Annotated in this window: 20 protein-coding genes; 5 read left to right on the top strand and 15 right to left on the bottom strand. The window is 37.6% G+C overall.

Features of this window, described 5'->3' with window-relative positions:
* Nucleotides 1-67: 67 nt before the first annotated feature.
* A complete protein-coding gene (locus MHB55_RS08455) occupies nucleotides 68-919 on the bottom strand; it encodes a hypothetical protein (RefSeq protein ID WP_340863022.1) in 852 nt (283 codons plus the stop codon).
* Entirely contained in the window at nucleotides 903-1,823 is a 921-nt protein-coding gene (locus tag MHB55_RS08450) for a WD40/YVTN/BNR-like repeat-containing protein (protein ID WP_340863021.1), read from the bottom strand. The genes MHB55_RS08455 and MHB55_RS08450 overlap by 17 nt, the downstream gene beginning before the upstream one ends.
* Nucleotides 1,824-2,019: 196 nt before the next feature.
* Here MHB55_RS08450 and MHB55_RS08445 point away from each other — a divergent pair, with 196 nt between their 5' ends.
* Both MHB55_RS08445 and MHB55_RS08440 read left to right on the top strand, forming a co-directional pair.
* Nucleotides 2,020-2,211, top strand: a complete 192-nt coding sequence (locus MHB55_RS08445) for a hypothetical protein (protein ID WP_191697408.1) — start codon at nucleotides 2,020-2,022, stop codon at nucleotides 2,209-2,211.
* Between the two features lie 31 nt (nucleotides 2,212-2,242).
* Nucleotides 2,243-2,674: a hypothetical protein gene (locus MHB55_RS08440; RefSeq protein ID WP_340863020.1), complete on the top strand. Its 432-nt coding sequence runs from the start codon at nucleotides 2,243-2,245 to the stop codon at nucleotides 2,672-2,674.
* Between the two features lie 133 nt (nucleotides 2,675-2,807).
* Here the strand turns inward: MHB55_RS08440 and MHB55_RS08435 are convergent, their stop codons facing one another.
* On the bottom strand, nucleotides 2,808-3,035 hold the full coding sequence (locus tag MHB55_RS08435; protein ID WP_144537080.1) for a lactate dehydrogenase: 228 nt from the start codon (nucleotides 3,033-3,035) through the stop codon (nucleotides 2,808-2,810).
* A gap of 268 nt (nucleotides 3,036-3,303) precedes the next feature.
* Between MHB55_RS08435 and MHB55_RS08430 the strand changes: the two genes are divergently transcribed.
* Both MHB55_RS08430 and MHB55_RS08425 read left to right on the top strand, forming a co-directional pair.
* A complete protein-coding gene (locus tag MHB55_RS08430) occupies nucleotides 3,304-4,218 on the top strand; it encodes an iron-hydroxamate ABC transporter substrate-binding protein (RefSeq protein ID WP_144537082.1) in 915 nt (304 codons plus the stop codon).
* A gap of 544 nt (nucleotides 4,219-4,762) precedes the next feature.
* The gene (locus MHB55_RS08425) at nucleotides 4,763-4,912 is read left to right on the top strand and encodes a hypothetical protein (protein ID WP_154310977.1); all 150 of its coding nucleotides are present in this window, start codon (nucleotides 4,763-4,765) and stop codon (nucleotides 4,910-4,912) included.
* A gap of 783 nt (nucleotides 4,913-5,695) precedes the next feature.
* On the opposite strand, the gene dnaN is transcribed toward MHB55_RS08425, so the two are convergent.
* Complete coding sequence (gene dnaN, locus MHB55_RS08420) at nucleotides 5,696-6,826, bottom strand: DNA polymerase III subunit beta (protein ID WP_191697403.1); 1,131 nt, start codon at nucleotides 6,824-6,826, stop codon at nucleotides 5,696-5,698.
* Between the two features lie 104 nt (nucleotides 6,827-6,930).
* Between dnaN and MHB55_RS08415 the strand changes: the two genes are divergently transcribed.
* On the top strand, nucleotides 6,931-7,158 hold the full coding sequence (locus MHB55_RS08415; RefSeq protein ID WP_340863019.1) for a hypothetical protein: 228 nt from the start codon (nucleotides 6,931-6,933) through the stop codon (nucleotides 7,156-7,158).
* Between the two features lie 119 nt (nucleotides 7,159-7,277).
* Here MHB55_RS08415 and glnA read toward each other — a convergent pair whose 3' ends face one another.
* The 11 genes from glnA to mutS form a co-directional block, all read right to left on the bottom strand.
* Nucleotides 7,278-8,612 carry a type I glutamate--ammonia ligase gene (gene glnA / locus MHB55_RS08410; RefSeq protein ID WP_144541821.1) on the bottom strand — a complete coding sequence of 445 codons (1,335 nt, stop codon included), beginning with the start codon at nucleotides 8,610-8,612 and terminating at the stop codon, nucleotides 7,278-7,280.
* A 41-nt stretch (nucleotides 8,613-8,653) separates the two neighbouring features.
* Entirely contained in the window at nucleotides 8,654-9,037 is a 384-nt protein-coding gene (locus MHB55_RS08405; RefSeq protein ID WP_144541819.1) for a MerR family transcriptional regulator, read from the bottom strand.
* Between the two features lie 137 nt (nucleotides 9,038-9,174).
* Nucleotides 9,175-10,425 carry a methionine gamma-lyase family protein gene (locus tag MHB55_RS08400; RefSeq protein ID WP_154310998.1) on the bottom strand — a complete coding sequence of 417 codons (1,251 nt, stop codon included), beginning with the start codon at nucleotides 10,423-10,425 and terminating at the stop codon, nucleotides 9,175-9,177.
* 143 nt (nucleotides 10,426-10,568) lie between these two features.
* Nucleotides 10,569-10,868: a rhodanese-like domain-containing protein gene (locus MHB55_RS08395; protein ID WP_144541815.1), complete on the bottom strand. Its 300-nt coding sequence runs from the start codon at nucleotides 10,866-10,868 to the stop codon at nucleotides 10,569-10,571.
* 76 nt (nucleotides 10,869-10,944) lie between these two features.
* Nucleotides 10,945-11,166, bottom strand: coding sequence for an RNA chaperone Hfq (hfq, locus tag MHB55_RS08390; RefSeq protein WP_144541813.1), 222 nt, complete (start codon nucleotides 11,164-11,166; stop codon nucleotides 10,945-10,947).
* 61 nt (nucleotides 11,167-11,227) lie between these two features.
* Nucleotides 11,228-12,148: a tRNA (adenosine(37)-N6)-dimethylallyltransferase MiaA gene (miaA, locus tag MHB55_RS08385; RefSeq protein ID WP_191697960.1), complete on the bottom strand. Its 921-nt coding sequence runs from the start codon at nucleotides 12,146-12,148 to the stop codon at nucleotides 11,228-11,230.
* Nucleotides 12,141-13,061 carry an alpha/beta fold hydrolase gene (locus MHB55_RS08380; protein ID WP_318245425.1) on the bottom strand — a complete coding sequence of 307 codons (921 nt, stop codon included), beginning with the start codon at nucleotides 13,059-13,061 and terminating at the stop codon, nucleotides 12,141-12,143. The genes miaA and MHB55_RS08380 overlap by 8 nt, the downstream gene beginning before the upstream one ends.
* Nucleotides 13,058-14,710: a glycerol-3-phosphate dehydrogenase/oxidase gene (locus MHB55_RS08375; RefSeq protein WP_144541809.1), complete on the bottom strand. Its 1,653-nt coding sequence runs from the start codon at nucleotides 14,708-14,710 to the stop codon at nucleotides 13,058-13,060. Before MHB55_RS08375 ends, MHB55_RS08380 begins: the two co-directional genes overlap by 4 nt.
* Entirely contained in the window at nucleotides 14,711-16,222 is a 1,512-nt protein-coding gene (gene glpK / locus MHB55_RS08370) for a glycerol kinase GlpK (RefSeq protein WP_151110267.1), read from the bottom strand.
* 10 nt (nucleotides 16,223-16,232) lie between these two features.
* Entirely contained in the window at nucleotides 16,233-18,056 is a 1,824-nt protein-coding gene (gene mutL, locus MHB55_RS08365; protein ID WP_191697961.1) for a DNA mismatch repair endonuclease MutL, read from the bottom strand.
* 23 nt (nucleotides 18,057-18,079) lie between these two features.
* Nucleotides 18,080-20,659, bottom strand: coding sequence for a DNA mismatch repair protein MutS (gene mutS / locus MHB55_RS08360; protein ID WP_191697962.1), 2,580 nt, complete (start codon nucleotides 20,657-20,659; stop codon nucleotides 18,080-18,082).
* Between the last annotated feature and the right edge of the window lie 27 nt (nucleotides 20,660-20,686).

Here is a 20,686-nt window from a genome sequence, read left to right as displayed (position 1 = left end):
TAGTTGTTAGTGGATAAATTAATCCATACATATAGATAGATTGGATTTACTTGCACTCATTTATAATTTATTCAGCAGATAGATACTTCAGAGTTATCGGATCGTTGTTATTCATAGTTGCTTCATATAATACGATTTCTCCTGAGGGTGGTATTGGTTCATTCGAGTTACTATTAAAGTTCTCTGATAAACCTATCATCCAAGTTGCTTCGTTATTTTGGACCAAAACAACGGCTAATGTACCAAATTGAACAACACTGTCCCATTTAAACTTTTCCGTTTTTCCGTTGTGTATAACAGTAATTCCATCCGGTGAACTGATAACCATTGCATTATCTCCTTGCCATTGTCCAGCGATAGATGGACCAACGTAAGAATAGGAACCCTCGTCACGATCCCCATAGGTACCGATATATTGGTGTATCGTACTATCAGCAGCTTTATAAGTAACAGCGGCAATGTCTTTTTCTACCCACTTCACTTTAAACTCGCTTTTAGTTTTATAGGGCAAAATTTCTTTTTCCCGAGCAAATATCCAATAATATAATCTATAGTATTTTGCCTGTTTGGCTTTCCTATCTTCCTTAATGACTAACACATTTTTAAAATCTGGTGAAATACTTAGAATATGTTTAGTTTGATAGCTATGGATAGTAATAAAAACCCCTTGTATAAATAGAAGTACGACTGTAATGCTCACTATTATCATTTTCCACTTTTTATTGACAGTGAGCAGAAGAAACAAGGAGAGGAAAATGGCTAATACTATTAATATGTTTATCACGTAAAAAAATCTATTATCCACGTACTCTATTACATATCTTGATTTTAAAAAGAAATATCCCATTTGAACACTAAACAATCCAATGGCCATTAGAAAGAATAACCAGCCTCCTATTTTTTTATATTTTCGGTTCATTTGGTGTTACCTCCATTAAAAATTCCCATGTCTTTCCGTTATCATTAGAAATGAATTTCCCTTTAACTTTCCCACCTTGGTAATCCCCATTAGGTCCTTGATTAATGTAGACGGCTAAGTAGTCATCTTCTTTAAAAGGCACCTCCGCCAGAACAAATATTTTGTTATATTTCTCTGGAATATTGATATTGGCTTCACGCCAAGAGGCCCCTCCATCTTGCGTGATATGAAGATCAGGTTCTTCAGGGTTAAGTATCCCAAATGACAAGAAGCCTATTTCTTCACTAACAAATCCCCCATCTGAAATTAATCTGGTGATATTCGAATGAGTCGCTTCTTTCCATTGCATCCCGCCATCCTTCGTAATATAAACATTTGTCCATTCCTGTGACATTGTACGATCACCTGAAATTATGACGTAACCAAAGGAATCATTTAAAAACTCAACTTTTCGAAAACGAATTAGAGGATAGCGATCTACGACAACTATATTCCCCCATGTCTTACCTTCATTTTTTGTATAAAGCAATTCGATACTGGTTTCGTTTGAATCATTTTCATTAGAATATAAAAAATAGGCATGCCCCTGTGAAAGTATATAGCTATCATCTATCAATTCTGTCTTACTTCCGGAATATTCCCCTTCAAATAACTTTTCTTTTTCAATAGGAACTTCAATCCATTCATTGCCACTATTAAAAGTAATTTGTACTTGATCATTTTCTAAAGAATATCCAGTTAAATCGTCTACATAGAATGGCTGTAGTGGCTTTGTTTGTTCTAATGTTGTTATATTATTCTGCTTGGAATCCGTTGGAATCGCATCTAAATTTTCGTAAAATAAAGTACCTACGAATATACCAACTATCATAATGCAAGCAGTACCAATTATTATTTTTTTCATTAAAAATACTCCTGTCGTTTCCTTGTTATTCCTATTTTATATTAGTTGAAGTTTCAACTGTTATTAGTCCTATTCCATTTTTTAATTCTCTTCTATTATAGCGGTTTCTACAAGGTTTTTGGAAATATTTGTAGAATATAGATAGTAGAGTAAAATGACTGTTAATGTTAACAGTACTTTAGAGGAGGATTATAGAATGAAACGTTTCTTTTGGTCTTTATTTGCCGGGATAAGTGGTCTCCTTATAGGTATATCACTTAATCAAATAATAAACGTAAATTCCTTTGACTATATTTTATTACTAATGATAGGTGTGGCTATCATGTCATTCGGTATATGGGGTTATCGTAAGTATGTCGGCAAAGGCTTACTATTCAAATCAAAATGAGATAGAACAACAAATGATAAGGAGCATTAAGATGAGGAAGGCTTACTTATTCTTATTCACTCTATTTGTGTTAATAACTGCTTGCCAAGGGCAAGATCCTAAAGTTATTACCTTAAAGGACGTAATTAGCTCCCTTGAAAATCAGCACCTTACTTTAGAAGAGCCAAAGGAGAGGATTGGTAATATTTTTGGTAATATTTTTGGCAATAAGCTAAACGGCATAAAACCAAATATATATTTGCTAGATAACAAACCATTCTTAATCTATATCTACCCTTCTGAGGAGGATCGGAAAAAAGGGCTTAAAGAATTTAAAAAAGAGACGGAAAGCATGAATGTTGTGTCCTATAATCTATACGAATTTCATAATGGCTTAATCTTTTATGTATACCAAACAGATTTAAATGAAAGCATCGAGGAAGGCTTGCAAAAAGCCTTAAGTGATTTAGAAAAGTATAGATAATAAATTTCCAGTCCAATAGATTTTGTGAAGCCGATTATTAATCGGTACATTCCTCTTCCTTGCAATCTATTAGACAGTAGCTGTATATGTTGAAAGGGACCTCTATTTTATACAAAGAGGTCCCTTTCTATTTTTAGTTAAGTGGCCTAGATATAATGAATTCATATTTTTCTACGTTCTCATCTGCTTCCATTGAAACTCCAAAAATCGTTGTGGCATCGTTACATATTTTAACATTAGGAAGTTCGTCTTGCGTCAAAGAATCAAAAATGTCAGGGTTCATTTTTATTAAGTTAATTTGTTTACCTTGTGAAGTAAGATATTCAATTCCTTCATGAATCCTATTCAATAATATTTCCATCTTTATCCCTCCTTCGTAACCTCTTTTAGTAGTTTGTCCAGAAAAACTAAAAATATTTGAGAAGCTTTTTATCCTCCTCTATTAGGACCAGTAAATTATTTTTCTACTTGTGATATTACACATGTATTTCCAACCATGAAAATAAAATATTATTGACAATTTTTAATAATAGAATTAATATATATGAGAGTTAATTGAAAATGATTATCATTACTAATTAATATCAACTTTTCTTAAAATACAAATGACAAAAAAGGAGTTTTACATGATGAAAAAGCTATTTATAACATCCTTATTTTTCTTAGTGCTTTTACTTGCAGCATGTGGGAACAATGACACGAACAAGGAAGAAACTGAAGGAGAGACAAAGTCAGATACTTTTACATATGAATCTGAAACTGGACCTATTGAGGTTCCTACAGATCCTCAAAGAGTAATAACTCTTACAAATGGCCCAAATGCACTGGCTTTAGATGCTAATATCGTTGGAATTGACGACTGGACGAAGATGAACCCTCTTTTTCAAGAAAGACTTGATGGAGTAGAAGTTGTAACAGAGGAAAATCTAGAGAAAATAATTGAATTAGATCCAGACCTGATTATAGCAGGCTCGCATATGAATAATATTGATAAATTAAATGAAATCGCACCGACTGTTGTTTTTACATGGGGAAAACTGGACTATTTAGATCAGCAGTTGGAAATTGGAAAGCTGCTGAACAAAGAAAAAGAAGCTAAAGAATGGATTGAGGATTTTAAATCACGCGCGGCATCCACTGGAGAGGCTATTAAAGCGAAAATTGGTGAAGATGCTACTGTTTCTGTTATTGAAAGTGGTAATAAGGAGTTTTATGTTTTCGGAAATAATTATGCACGTGGCACTGAAATTTTATATCAAGCCATGGGTCTAAAAATGCCGGAAAAAGTGGAGGAATTGGCTCTTGAATCTGGTATATATACATTTTCCACAGAATTACTTCCTGAATTCGCTGGAGACTATGTAATTTTTAGCAAAAATCCTGATGTAGATAACTCTTTTTTAGAAACAGATTTATGGAAGAACATCCCTGCCGTCAAAAACGGTCAAGTATATGAAATAAACACAAAAGCTTCTACTTACAGTGATCCAATTACTCTAGATACTTTGCTTGATTTCTTTGAAAGCTCCTTTTTACAGAAATAATATTAGAGAAAGCTCGCATCTTTAATGTAAGTACGATTGCATATTTTTAGATATGAAGAATACTAATTTAAACAATCAGTTGATGGTAATTTACCTGAAGCTGATTGTTTTTTACAATTGATTCAATTTCTAAAGAATTAGTAACTTTACAAAGAACAAAGTATAATTGAATTCCGCTTTCCGAGGGTGGATAAGCCATCACCGTCGCTCACGCGTCATTTTTGATGGCTTATCTATCTCCCTTCCCCCGATGGAGTCGCCTCCTGCCGATAATATGTTGTCTATCTTATTAGAGTTTAATACTCTGTATTTTGCACCACATAAAATTGCTTGTTAACTCCAATTATTGTATCAACATTCATCTTTTCTTTGATGTATCTACTGAAATAAATTCTAACGATACAATAATATTTACCCATTAGAAAGTCAATTCTACTAATTAGTAAGCACTACTTAATTCACTGAAAATTCACTCAAAATGACCGATGACTAAATTGGTACCGTTGTCTATAATTTACTTATATTTGAAAGGATGGTGAAAATAATGAAAAAGAGAATAACTAAGTTACTACTCGCTTTTGGCTTTGTGTTTGCTTTATCATCTACAACAATTGCTTCAGCAGCAACTGTACAAGCACCTCCAATTTGTAAGCCTGATTATAGTAACGCCCCATGTGTACCTAAGGACTTGTGATTATTGTAAAAGTGATTACACTCTAATATTAAGTGGGTAAGACGAAAAAACATTAAACTTTTTATCTCTGTTTTATGCCTAACAACATTTTTAATCGGCCAAAGTCCGGCATCAGCTTTTAATTGTGGCACTGGTGCATCTGCGCCATGTTTAGACAGGCCTTAATCATTTAATACAATAGCGCTTGTTTCAATCTCTAGCGCTATTGTATTGTTCAGAGATGTTATTAAAAGAAGTCGACTTCTTTGATTATGAAAGAAATTTTGTATTTGTACAGTATTCATGCCTGTACAATAAATTGTTACTTACATAAGCTAAATAACAACTGAGAAATTTATTTTACTCTCATCTCAGTTTACATGAGGACCTTAGATAAAGGTCCTTTTTTATTTTCTTAATTTTTAATGCATGTATTTCACTACCAATTGAATAAAATTATAGATAATGGTTCATGCTTCTAAAAAAGAAGAAGGAGAACAATATTGATAAAATTTGAATTACATTTAAATGACTTTTATGTAGACACCCTTAATGACTTGGTTAGACAATTCAATGAGCTTATTCCTGATAATGCACCTTACTCATATTCATCTCAGGATGTTATTGAATTACTTCTTATTCGTGAACATGTGAATAGCGAACTAAAACTGATTAGACCTTGAAGAAGGTCTTTTTTTATGTTTTTTAAACTTACGACTATGTACAGTGTTAATATATTTATTAGTTGAATTTCAACAAAAAAAGAGCCTAAGCTCCTTAAAGAAAAAATTACAAAAGTACATTTTAATAGGAACGAACAGGTGAAATAAGATGAAGATAAGATAAATTGTCAATAGGTTCAATTAGGATTGGTCTCATAGAACCGCCAAAACTTATTCTTATCTCTTCTTCCTTGATTGCTTTTAATGCGTCCATTAAAAAACTCCCATCAATTGAAATATTTAAGTTAGTTTCACCTGTAATAGCCTTAATGTTCAAAGTTTCTTCTATTTTCCCTATTTCCGACGAGTTTGAGGAAATTTGTATTTTTAAATCATTCATGATTTCTAGATGTACATTATTATTTTTCCATTCACTCGCAAAGAGACAAGCTCTATCTATACTTTTTAATAGTTGATTTGTACTGAGAGTAATTGTTGTTTTCGAGTTTTCTGGAAGTAATCCTGAAACATTTGGGTAAATTCCATCAATTAATCTAGAAAAAAATGAAAGTGTATTTGATTTACAAATCATATACCGGTCTGTAAAAAAAATATTTAATACACTATGTTCATTATTAATTATTTTAATTAGTTCATTTAAACTTGTACTCGGTACAATGAAAGTTCCATCTACATTGGAGTTTATTGCAACCTCTCTTAAAGCTAAACGTTGAGAATTTGTTGCCACACACTTAAGCCTGCTATCTTTGACTGACATGTTAACTCCTGTTAAGACAGGTCTAGCCTCGCTTTTTGATACTGCAAAAACAGTTTGTTTAATAGCCTCTATTAGATCTTCACTAGAAATTGTAACATGTTTATTTTCATCTATTTGAGGAAGAGTGGGGTATTCTTCTGCATCAAATCCGTATAAGTTTGTTACTATTTCATTGGATTGTATGGTAACTAAATGTTTTTCGTTTACTTTTATATGTATTTTCTCGGGCAATTTCTTAACAATTTCGCTTAAAAACTTTGCTGAAATTACAACACTGCCAGGATTATAAACTTCCAATACTTTCCTTCCATCAATCATTAAAGGAATAACCTTTTCAATAATAAAATCTGAATTGCTACCGACAAGGGTTAAACCATTATTATTTGCAATTATCTTAATACCTGTCAGTATAGGAAAGGTTGTTTTTAAAGATACTGCTCTATTAACATCTGATATTGCCTTATTAATACATTCATTATCTATTATAAATTCCATAGTTGATCCACCTCTTTTTAATGTAAGTGAAACTAATTCGACAAATTAAACTATAACTCCTGCTTTTGTGATAAACATTTATATATTGAGAAAGAGATGCAGCTTTGCAAGTATTTAATGCGATTAAAGGATGTATAGAGGAAATCGGTCAACTATCTTTGCCTAATCATTCAACAAGACATACACATACAGTTATGTTACTGGACGCTTGTGCTGATATGAATTTTGGACAGGAACGACTGGGCTATGGATTTATGAAAATTACATCGGACGTTTATGCACATGTTTCTAATAAGATTGCTGCACGTTCAATTGATAAGTTTGATGAGTAAATGAAAGAAATTGAATAATTTTGTGGTAGAAATGTGTTTGCATTTTAAATTCATACCACGAACCTCTTTTTACAATAAACAAAAAAGCGTTGGAAGCATAGAGCCCCAACGCTTTACTATTAATACATCTTCAAGTATTGCTCACGTTCCCATGGGTGTACAGTTGTACGGAACATATCCCATTCGATTTCTTTTGCTTCTACGAAGTTAGCGTAGATGTGTTCGCCTAGAGCTCCGCGGATAATCTCATTTTTACCAAGTTCTTGGATAGCTGCGTGTAATGATGGTGGTAAGTTATGAATACCGTTTTCAATACGCTCTTCTTCTGTCATAACATAAATGTTACGGTCTACAGCTGGCGGTGGTGTTAATTTGTTTTTGATACCATCTAATCCAGCTTGAAGAATTACAGCCATAGCTAAGTATGGGTTTGCAGCTGGGTCTACTGAGCGAACCTCGATACGAGTACTTAATCCTCTAGAAGAAGGAATTCGAATCAGTGGACTACGGTTTTGACCAGACCATGCAACGTAGCAAGGCGCTTCGTAACCAGGGACTAGACGTTTATATGAGTTTACAGTCGGGTTTGTAATTGCAGTGAAGCTTTGGACGTGTTTTAATACACCGGCCATGAATTGCATAGATGTTTCGCTCATTTTCATGTCTGCTGACTCATCGAAGAATGCATTTTCTTTACCTTTAAATAATGATACGTTAAAGTGCATTCCTGAACCGTTAACACCGAATAATGGTTTTGGCATGAATGTTGCATGCAATCCGTGTTTACGTGCAATCGTTTTAACTACTAGCTTAAATGTTTGAATGTTGTCACAAGCAGTGATAGCATCCGCATATTTGAAGTCAATTTCATGTTGCCCTGGAGCTACTTCATGGTGAGATGCTTCAATTTCAAAGCCCATTTCCTCTAACTCAAGTACGATATCACGACGGCAGTTTTCTCCAAGATCTACTGGAGCTAAATCGAAATAACCACCATGGTCATTTAAGTCTAGCGTCGGCTCACCTTGAGCATCTAATTTGAATAGGAAAAATTCCGGCTCTGGCCCTAAGTTAAAGCTAGTGAACCCTAGTTCTTCCATTTCTTTTAAAATTCTTTTTAAGTTACTACGAGGATCTCCAGCAAATGGAGTTCCGTCTGCTTTATTTACATCACAGATTAGACGAGCTACTTTCCCTTTTCCTGTAATCCAAGGGAATACTACCCACGAATTTAAATCTGGAACTAAGTACATATCAGATTCTTCAATACGAACAAATCCTTCGATAGAAGATCCGTCAAACATCATTTTATTATCAAGAGCTTTGTCGAGCTGACTCACTGGAATTTCCACGTTTTTAATCGTACCTAGTATGTCTGTAAACTGAAGACGAATAAAATTCACCTCATTCTCTTGAACGAACTTTTTGATGTCTTCTTTTGTATACTTACTCATTTTTCCACTCTCCTAAATATTTGATATTTTTTTAAACTCACTTAACGAAAAAAGCGAGATAAGTCCCCCTGCCTCAAAGAAGCTCGCTGCTGTCTTTGTGCCAATCGCATTTCTTCCTTAACAATTTCGCGTAACTCCTGATCAGAGATTACTTGTCGGACGTCCTTGGAGGTTGCAGGATTTTTCTTCATCTCAAAAATTTGTTTAATACCGGCTATGTTCACACCAGATTTCAATAAGTCTTTAATCTCTAGCAGGACATCGATATCGTCTAATGAGAACATGCGTTGCTTACCTTCCGTTCGTGCAGGCTGAACTAATTCTTGCTCTTCATAATATCGAATTTGTCTTGCTGTTAATCCTGTTAGCTGCATGACAATATTCATCGATAGCAGTGGCATGGAACGTCTCCATTCCTTTTCCATCGCTGCACCTCCTATGTAGGTTATAAACATAGTATATGTGATGTTAGCTAACATGTCAACACCATGTCAACAATTCTTACATAAAATTTTCAAAAAAATTAAACCACTCTCTATTTTTAGAAAGTGGTATTTTTTTGTTATTTATATAAAGACTGAACTGCCCCCAAAATCGCATATTTCACATGTTCATATGTCAATCCACCTTGGATAAAAGCAGTATAAGGAGGACGAATCGGTCCATCTGCAGTTAGTTCCATGCTTGAGCCTTGTATAAAGGTTCCAGCAGCCATTATTACATCATCCTCATAGCCTGGCATGTAAGCTGGTTCTGGCGCAAACTGTGCATTAATAGGTGAATGTGCTTGGATTGCCTTGCAGAACTGAATCATTTGATCTGGCGTCTGAAAGGAGACGGATTGTATTAAATCCGTACGCTTCTGTGAATAATGAGGCTCGGTTGTCATGCCTACTTCCTCCAAAACTGCTGAGGTAAAGATAGCGCCTTTTACCGCTTGCGAAACGACATGTGGAGCTAGGAAAAATCCCTGATACATATCTAATAATGTATTCAGTGAAGCACCCGCCTCTGAACCTATACCCGGTGAAGTCATTCTATAAGCGCATTTTGTAACAAATTCTTTTTTTCCTGCAATATAACCACCAGTTTTAGCGATACCGCCACCTGGGTTTTTAATAAGAGAACCAGCCATCAAATCAACTCCGACGTTAGTTGGCTCAAGGGTTTCAACGAACTCTCCATAGCAGTTGTCCACAAAGATAATGACATCCTTTTTGATCCCTCTAATTTTTTCGACCATATCCTTAATTTGATTCACTGTGAAGGAAGGACGGACTGCATAACCTTTAGACCGTTGAATCGCCACTACCTTGGTTTTGTCGTGTATTGCATTTTTTACTGCTTCCCAGTCCACAGCACCATCTTCTAAAAGGTCAATGTGCTGATAGTTAATGCCAAAGTCTTTTAGAGATCCAGTGTCCTCTTCTCCACCACTGACAATCGATTGCAATGTATCATAGGGTTTCCCAGTTATATATAATAATTCATCGTCTGGGCGTAAAACTCCAAATAGGCTGATAGAAATCGCATGAGTACCACTGATGATTTGCGGTCGAACAAGCGCCGCCTCTGCTCCAAAAGTCGTTGCATACACTTTTTCTAATGTATCACGTCCTTCATCATCGTAGCCATATCCAGTTGAAGGGTTAAAATGATGGTCACTCACGTGATGCTCCTTAAATGCATGAAGCACTTTCTGTTGATTGTGAAAAGCAATTCCTTCCACTTCTTTATGTTGTTCGACAATCTTAGATTCAGCTGATTCTGCCAGTTCTGTTACATTTTTTGATAAAGTAGTTATAAATTCCATGATGCATCTCCTAATTCTATTCGTTGTAATTTGTGTTTTGTTGGATAAAAATATACTTTCATTTATGAAAGCATTACTTCCTTTTGATAAAAGAGAAAAGACTAATTTCAAAAAATGAAATTAGCCCCTTTGTATAGTAGATATTAGAATTGTACTTCGCCGTCCCAGGCCATCATTCCGCCTGTCACATTAGTTACGTCGTAACCATTCTCTTCTAGAATTTCGCAAGCCATTGCACTGCGGCCACCAGCCTTGCAAATTATGTAATGAGGAACGGACGGGTCGATTTGATCCAAGCTTGTTTCCACTTGCCCTAATGCGATATGCTTTGCTCCAGGAATAATACCTGCATCCACTTCCTCTTGTTCACGTACATCAATAATATTTACTTGCTCGCCTGCATCTATTTTTTTTAGAAGCTCATCTGTCGTAATAGTCTTCATATTTAACCTCTCCACTTCATTTAAAGATTCTATCAAATAATAATAGGAGCAAGTGGAACTGTCAATGGATTCGATTTTACTCTTCTGATAATTTAACAGGTTTAGATGGAGCAAACGTAGAAATCGCATGCTTATAAATTAATTGTTGCTTCCCATCTGATTCAAACAATACTGTGAAATTGTCATATGATTTAACTGTTCCTTTTAATTGGAATCCATTTAAAAGAAATACTGTTACAAAAATCTCGTTCTTTCTTAACTGATTTAAATAATTGTCTTGAATATTCATCGGTTTCATCTTAATACCCCCGTTTGCATTTTACGCTAAAATACCCTAACACTTTAACTATTCGCCTTAATTATTTATTCTCCTGCAAAAAGCTATTAATTTCTTCTAAAATTCTTTTATTGTCTTCAAACGGATTAAACCAATGAATATCCATTTTGTTACGGAAATAGGTTAGCTGACGCTTGGCATACCTTCTAGAGTTTTGCTTCAATCGCTCAAGCGCTTCTTCAAGCGTTTTCTTCCCATCCAAATATTCATAAATTTCTTTGTATCCAATCGCTTGGATGGATTGCGAGTTCCTAATACCTTTGTCATAAAGTCCCTTCACTTCCTTCAACAGCCCCTGCTCCACCATGATATCTACTCGTTTGTTAATGCGCTCATAGAGCACTTCGCGGTCGATATTAAGACCAATAATATAATGGGGATAAACCTTTTCATGTCCTTGTTTTTGTTCAATTTCATCTCGCTGCATTCCAGTTAGCTCTAGCCTCTCAATTGCACGGATTACTCTTTGGACGTTGTTCGGATGGATATCCTTAGCAGCCTCCGGATCTTTTTTTAGAAGTCTTGCATATAATTCTTCCGATTTAAGGCCTTCAAGCTCCTGTATCCTTGTTCTATCTAGTTTGGGCTGTTCCGTAAAGCGGAAGTCATATAGTACCGATTGCACATAAAGACCAGTTCCCCCAACAATAATGGGCACTTTACCTCTAGAAGCAATTTCTTCTATTTTGTCTCGTACAAGTTTTTGGTATTCTGCTACAGAGAAGCCATCTGTCGGATCCTTGATGTCCAACAGATGGTGTGGAACTCCTGCCATTTCATCTTCTGTAATTTTCGCGGTACCAATGTTTAACTCTCGGTAAACCTGCATGGAGTCACCATTGATGATTTCCCCATTGTAAGCCTTTGCTAGCCCAATGCTTAACGCCGTTTTGCCTACTGCGGTTGGCCCTACAATTGCAATAACAGCTGGTTTTTTATTCATCCTTTATCATCCATTTGTAAATGTAGTCCATTGTTTTATCTTTTCCCTTTTCCTTTAAGAGTTCATGTCTTGCACCTTCCACCACTTGCACGGTTATATCCCACATACCTGCTTTTTTCATACCTTCCGCTACTTTAAAAATGTCCTTGCCGTCTTTTCCGACAGGATCCTTCCCACCGCTAATGAGCAGCACTGGCAAATCTTTGCGAATTTTCATGATTTCCGATTCCTTATGAATGGATCTCATCCCACCGAACATATCCACGTACAGCTGGTTAGATGGGATAAATCCACAAAGTGGATCTTCAATATATTTATTTACCTCTACCTTGTCAGTGCTTAACCAGTCAAACTGAGTCTCTGGTTGATCGATTTGCTTGTTGAATCCACCGAAGGCAAGCGAGTTAAGCAATGGGCTTTCCGCTTGCGGTGATTTTATCCTAGAAGCTATTTTACCAATTAACCTTCCCATGTCTCCCATTATTCCAGGATCAAATGCTGTACCACTTAGAATAACTTTTGACAGGGAGTCACTATATTTTTGCATATATCGACGGGCGACAAACGAGCCCATGCTATGACCAAATAAAATAACAGGAATTTCGCCTATTCCTTCTCGGACGGTTATCAATACTTCTCGTACATCCTCTGTTATTCTCTCGAAGCCTGAATGGTCTGCAAAATAACCTAGCTTACCATTTTTTCCAGCAGTCTTACCATGTCCCCGATGATCATGTCCACTGACGATAAAACCTTTATCGACAAGGAAATGCACAAACGCATCATAACGATCGATATGTTCAGCCAAGCCATGTAAAAGGTGTACATGGCCGATTGGTGTATCATTTGGTACATTTTTCATTACATAAATGAGATGACCATCTGACATCTTCGCTTCTAAAATTTCCTTCACTCGACAACACTACCTTCCGAAAACATAGCATCTAGTAATGCTTCTTCCAATTGTTGCGAATAACTTTCGGTCTCTTCCTTAGAATATTGGAGCAATTGCTTCATAACATTTAATACTTCATCCTTATACATTTTATACTGATCGATATGGAAATAGAGCATACCAGTTCTTCTAACTAAGAAATCCACAGGAGAATATGCCATTTCCTCATGAACTGCATAATACACCTGTGCAAGCAGACCTAGCGGTAAATTTGAAGGAACGGTAGATAGAATATGAGCGTATTGAAATACTTTATCTACATTAGAGCCATAGAGTTTAGCTAATCTTCTACCTTCCTCACGTGACAAACCATAAGAAGGAGCAATTTGTTCTTTTACTGTAACAAAACCTTCAAATTGCTCAGAGCCCCCAGTTTCTCCACCGGATAAATTTAAATGTTTCGTTACACAAGGACCATACTTTTCGTCCCCAAGCTGCTTGGAAATTTTATCTACAATCGTCTCTGCCATTTTGCGATAGCCTGTCAGCTTACCACCCGCTATTGTTAGAAGGCCAGCCTCCGATTGCCAAATCTCATCCTTCCGGGAAATTTCAGAAGGGTCTTTACCATCTTCGTATATTAAAGGTCGTACACCAGCCCATGTGGATTCTACATGCTCTACTCCAACTCTTACATCAGGGAACATATAGTGAATCGCATCTATTAAGTATTCCACATCCTCTAGCGTAGCTACTGGATTTTGAATTTTGCCTTCAAAGAAGGTGTCTGTCGTTCCAACATATGTTTTTCCATCTCTAGGTATAGCAAATACCATTCGCTTATCAGGTGTATCAAAATATATTGCCTGACGGAGAGGGAAAATAGATTGGTCAATTACTACATGAATACCTTTAGTTAGTCGCAGCTTTTTTTTGTTTTCGATTGCATCAAGTGCTCTCACACCATCAACCCATGGTCCAGTCGCATTAACTACTTTTTTAGCATGGATTGCTATTCTTTTGTTCGTTACCATGTCAACAATTTCAGCACCGACCACTTTGTTTTCGTCGTTATAAAGGAATGATCTAGCTTTAGCATAGTTTAAGCAAACAGCACCCTTTTCAATCGCTTTCTTTACAACTTCAATCGTTAGCCTTGCGTCGTCTGTCACGTACTCTACATAATATCCTCCACCAAGAAGGTCTTTACTTTTTACTAAAGGTTCTCTTTCTAATGTTTCCTTTGCAGAAAGCATCAAACGACGCTCTTCCTTTTTGACTCCTGCCAGATAATCATAAAGCTTAAGGCCAGCAGAAGTGCTTAAAGGTCCGAATGTCCCTTGCTTATGGAACGGTAGAAGCATACCGGTAGGCTTAGAAACATGAACCGCATTTTCATATACGATTTCTCGTTCTTTTCCGACCTCCGCAACCATTTTTATTTCCATTTGCTTAAGGTAACGCAAACCACCATGGATCAGCTTTGTAGATCTACTAGATGTCCCTGCTGCAAAGTCTTGCATTTCTATCAAGGCTACAGACATACCTCTTGTTACTGCATCTAGTGCAATACCTGCACCAGTAATCCCGCCTCCGATTACTAATACGTCAAATTCGTAAAAGTTTAGTGTGTTTAGTATTTGCTCACGTTCTACTGAAGATTTCACTTAGTCCACTCCTTGTTCTGATATTTTGAATAGTCTTGTTGCTTCTACGGCTAGTTTCCAGCCCTTATATAATCTCTTACGTTTTTCCTCATCCATTTCCGGCTCATACAAGCGCTGGCTTTCTCTCATGTTCGAAAGCTCTTGCTCATCCTTCCAAAATCCCGTTGCCAATCCTGCTAGGAATGCAGCACCCAGTGCTGTTGTCTCATTGAGCTTCGCTAGCTCTACAGGTAAATTTAACAAATCACTTTGGAACTGCATGAGAAATTCGTTACTTACTGCCCCACCGTCTACTCGGAGAACTTCTACCTCCACACCAGAATCCTTCATCATCGTATCTAAAACATCCTTTGATTGATAGGCAAGTGATTCCAGTGTCGCACGTATAAAGTGCTCCTTGGTTGTGCCTCGTGTGAGCCCAAAAATTGAACCTCTTGCATCAGAATCCCAATATGGGGTTCCTAAGCCAACAAAGGCAGGTACGACATAGACACCTTCTGTAGAGTCGACTCGTTTTGCGTAGTTCTCAGATTCACTTGCATGTTTTAGCATACGGAGTCCATCTCGTAGCCATTGTATGGCTGAACCAGCCACAAATACACTTCCCTCTAATGCGTATGTGACTTTACCATCCAAGCCCCAAGCAATTGTCGTTAGTAGACCAGAGTCAGATGTTACGGCTTCCTCCCCGGTATTTAATAGCATGAAGCAACCTGTACCGTAGGTATTTTTCGCCATGCCCTTTTCAAAGCAGCATTGACCGAACAAGGCAGCCTGTTGATCTCCTGCGGCACCAGCTATGTCTACCTCCTTGCCAAAGAAAACAGACGGATCTGTCTTTGCATAAACTTCTGAGGAGGAAGCAACTGTAGGTAGCATGTTCATCGGTATATTTAACTTCTCGCAAATCTCTTGATCCCACTCTTGCTCGAAAATATTATACATCATCGTTCGAGAGGCATTTGAATAATCTGTGACATGTGCTTTTCCATCTGAAAGCTTCCAGATTAACCATGTATCAATGGTCCCAAACAGCAGTTCTCCAGCCTCTGCCTGCTCTCTTGCCCCCTCGACATTATCTAAAATCCATTTGACCTTAGTTGCCGAAAAGTAAGGATCCAGCCTTAAGCCAGTTTTTTCTTGAAAGAAGGATTCTAGATCATCCTTCTTAAGGTCATCGATAATAGACTGAGTCTGTCTTGATTGCCATACAATCGCATTATATACAGGTTTGCCTGTATGCTTGTTCCAGACAACTGTCGTTTCCCGCTGATTGGTTATCCCTATTGCATGGACATCTCCCGGCTGACTTCCACTCTCCGTTAATACGGCCGCCAATACCGAGAGCACAGTTCCCCAAATTTCTTTTGCGTCATGCTCTACCCAGCCTGATTTCGGAAAATGCTGCTTGAATTCCTTTTGAGAAGAATGAACGATGTTACCTTCCTTATCAAACAGAATAGCCCTTGAACTAGTGGTTCCTTGATCAATTGATAAAATATACTTCCCCATATAACCCCTCCTACATTACTCTTTTGAACATTTTTTCAATTTCATACGTAGAAAAATGGACAATGACTGGTCTACCGTGCGGACAAGTCAGTGGATGCTTTGCATTTTTAAGGCTGACTAGCAACTGCTCCATGTCATGTAAAGTTAAATAATGGTTTGCTTTAATCGAGAGCTTACAGCTCATCATGATCGCAGCTTCTTCCCGAAGCTTTTTAATATCTGTTTTTCGGTTCGTCAATACTTGCTCGATCAGTCCTTCGATAATTTTCGTTTCATGCCCCTTAGGAAACCAAGCTGGATGGTCTCTGACAACAAAGCTGGAAGAACCAAATTCCTCTAAGAATATCCCTACTTTGTGTAGCTCCTCCAAAGATTCCTTAATACGATAGGATTCATCTAAAGAGTAGTGGAATGTGAGTGGCAATAAAAGCGCTTGGCGCTCAGTTGCATCAACCTCTCCTACCTTTTCTTTATAATACTCGTATTTGACGCGTTCTTGAGCCGCATGCTGGTCAATCAAGTAAAACCCATCCTCACTTTGCGCCACAATATATGTACCATGGATTTGACCAACCACATGAAGATCTGGAAACGGCTCTTTTTGTTCTATGATTTCTTCTGGGTATACTTCTTCCGTAAGAGGAGACGATTCCTCATAGACCTTAGGGGTTCCTCCCCAATTGGTGTCTTCAGGGCCTAATGGAGTAGAAGTAGCTATAGGAGTCGTAGTATCTTGCTCCTCATTCTGAGGAGGCTTTACCGACTCGTATGTTTGTTTAAAAAAGTCAAACTGGTAGCTAGGCTGTGGCTTTGGCCTTACGGGTTTTTCTTTAATCTCCGGCGGCTGCTGAGAGCGATGCATAACAGAACGGATGGTCTTCTTCACAAGCTCCATCAGTTCCTTTTCCTTACTCAGCCGGACTTGATGCTTCGCGGGATGAACATTAACATCCGTTAGCATTGGGTCTGTTTCTATGTTCAATACGACAATCGGATAACGACCTATTGGGAGTAAGGTATGATACGCCTCTACAATTGCATTGTTCAGCCCGTAATGCTTTACCCAACGGCCATTGACAAGAATCGTCATATAGTTTTTAGATGCTCTCGTAATCTCTGGAAGCGTACCATATCCGTAAATTTTAAAATCAGAGGACTCTGCCTCAAATTTAATCATTTTTCTAGCATTGGACACTCCGTAGATAGAGGCAAGAACCTGTCTCAAATCTCCGCGGCCACTAGTTTGTAGGATTGTTTGGTCGTTGTGTGAAAGCTTAAAAGCTATTTTAGGAAAACTAAGTGCTAGCCTATTAATAAGATCGATAGTATGACCTAGCTCCGTTTGAATAGTTTTCAAATATTTAAGTCGTGCTGGTGTGTTAAAGAACAACTGCTTCACAACGATATCAGTCCCTCGGCGAATGGGAGCCGGGGTACAAGATTGAATCTTCCCGCCTTCTAATTCCACCTTTGTACCGATGTTTTCCCCATTGGATGTCCAGAGAAGGATTTTAGATACAGAGGCAATACTAGCAAGTGCCTCCCCACGAAAACCTAGGGTGCGAATACGAAACAAATCATGCTCAGTCATTATTTTAGAAGTGGCATGTCTGGAAAAGGAACGAAGAGCATCCTCTTCATCCATACCTTTTCCGTTGTCGGTTACTTGTATTTCTGCTAGTCCTGCTTCTTGTAGCATGATTTCAATGGAGGTGCTTTCTGCATCAATGGCATTCTCCACTAATTCCTTCACGACGGAGGCAGGACGCTCCACTACTTCCCCCGCCGCTATTTTATTGGATAAAAGCTCTTCCATTACGACGATCTTCCCCATTGTTGCTCACCACCTATTATGTTTTAATCTAGCTCATTTTGCAGTTCATATAATAATTGAAGAGCCTCTAAAGGTGTAGTACCCGAAATGTTAACCTTCTTAAGCCTTTTTACTATTTTTTCGGTTGTTTCGTTGTCTGAAGTTTTCGTTTGCACTATTTTAGGAGTAGTTGATGGAGTAGGCAACTCATCAAAAAATGATAGCTGAGTATTTGACTCATTCTCCTTTTTTGATTCCTTTTTGTCCTGCTGCTCGAAGGTATCAAGGATTTCCCTAGCTCTTGAGATAATTCCTTCCGGAAGCATCGCAAGCTCTGCCACATGAATACCATAGCTTTTATCTGCTGGCCCATCCTGTAGCTTATGAAGAAATACGACCTTACCATCCTTCTCCGTAGCAGCTACATGAACATTTCGTAGATGGGACAATGTTTGCTCAAGTTCCGTCAGCTCATGATAATGGGTAGAAAATAACGTATTTGCCCCAATATGATTATGAATATACTCCATCATCGCCTGAGCAAGGCTCATGCCGTCATATGTGGACGTTCCTCGACCAATTTCATCAAATAGAAGAAGACTATTGCTTGTTGCATTGACAATGGCATGTTGCGATTCCATCATTTCAATCATAAAAGTACTTTGACCACCAGCAAGGTCATCTGCAGCTCCGATTCGTGTAAATATTTTATCTACTATCGGCAATTCTGCTGATTTAGCTGGTACATAGCAACCGATTTGTGCCATAATGACAGTTATTGCCACCTGTCTCATAAAGGTACTCTTACCAGACATATTAGGTCCAGTAATTAGCATCATATTTTCTTCTTCAGTGAGCACACAGTCATTAGGGACATATAATTGGTTGTTCATCATTTTCTCTACAACTGGGTGTCTGCCCTCTTTGATAATCATAGCTTTCGAGTTATGAAAGACAGGTCTCGTCAGACGATGTTTTTCAGCAACTTCTGCAAAGGAAATATACACATCTAGCTCACTAATTTGTTTGGCCAGCTTTTGAACAAGCGGAATATAATGTTTAATTTCCTCTCGGAGCTCGGTGAAAAGTTCGTATTCAAGCACTAAGCTTTCGTCCTCCGCAGATAGAATAAGAGATTCCTTCTCTTTCAGCTCGTCCGTTATGTACCGTTCCGCATTTGCCAGTGTCTGTTTCCGGACATATCTAGATTCATCTGCATAATGGATATTCGATTTGGTCAGCTCGATATAATATCCAAACACTCTGTTATAGCCTATTTTTAAATTTTTTGCTCCCGTGATTTCACGCTCTCTTTGCTCGAGCTCTGCTATCCACTTTTTCCCGTTAACAGAAGCATCTCGAAGCTGGTCTAAACGTTCGTTATAGCCGTTTTTAATAACCCCTCCGTCTTTCACGGAAATCGGTGGTTGATCACTAATTGCATCTGCAAGTTTTCTCCATATATCCTGACAATCCTCAATTGCTTCTCCCAAACGCTGTAACGTTTCGTCCTGCGTTTCCGATAACAGCTGTTTAATCTGCGGGATTTTAGAAAGAGACTGTCTTAGCTGGGCAAGATCTCTACCTCCTGCACTTCCAAATCCTATTCTTCCGACCAAACGCTCTAAGTCGTATACCTCTTTAAACAGTTCTTTAATTTCCTCTCTAAGCATGAAATCATCTAAGAAGCTCGTGACGATATCAAGTCGAGATTCAATCGCCTGCTTAGTGGCAAGTGGCTGATGAATCCATTGTTTTAATTTTCTTCCACCCATTGCTGTAACTGTCTCATCGAGCAACCATAATAATGTTCCCTTTTGATCTCCATTCCGGATAGAAGATACAAGTTCTAGATTGCGTTTGGAATGGTAATCCATTGCTAGGAATGCTTCTCTTTCTTGGAAAGTTAAGGGCTGAATGTGTAAAAGCGATCTCTTTTGTGTTTTTTGTATGTATTTTAGTAATCTTTTGACGGTACGATGTGTAGTAACCGGATGATCCTTGACATACTTTTCTGCTTCTTCATCTGTCAGCTCCTCCTGCTCGATAGACAGTACAAAATTGTGAATCGAGGATAATTCATTGATTACTAAATACATTTGCTCGCTTACAATCAGTTCCTTTGCTTGCAATGCTAATAGCTGCTGAACTACTTCCTTTTCGTCGCCTTTTATAATAGTAGTAAACCCATCACCAGTAGATACGTCTAGATAAGAGAAGACGATTTCATCTGTAGACAGTAAATCAGCAGATGCAATAAAATAATTCGTTTTATTTTGTAGCGACTTTCCTTCCATTAGAGTGCCTGGAGTCACGAGTTGTACAACCTCTCGTTTTACCACCCCTTTTGCTACTTTCGGATCCTCCACCTGCTCACAGATTGCCACCTTATACCCTTTTGTGATCAAGGTTTCAATATAACTCTGAGCTGCATGGTGTGGCACCCCACACATCGGAATGCCGTCCTTCCTGCTTGTTAAAGTAATTTCCAAAATAGATGCTGCTTTAATCGCATCATCATGAAAGAGTTCATAAAAATCGCCGAGACGAAAAAACAAAAAAGCATCTATGTAGTCTTCTTTAATCTTTAAGTATTGTTGCATCATTGGAGTTATTGTAGTCATTGTTAACCTCTTCTCATTGTTACTACA

Origin of the sequence: Psychrobacillus sp. FSL K6-1267 (assembly GCF_038003265.1) — a bacterium.
Lineage (GTDB): Bacteria > Bacillota > Bacilli > Bacillales_A > Planococcaceae > Psychrobacillus > Psychrobacillus faecigallinarum.
The sequence above is the reverse complement of the archived record's forward strand: the minus strand, read 5'-3'. Positions and strand labels throughout refer to the sequence as shown.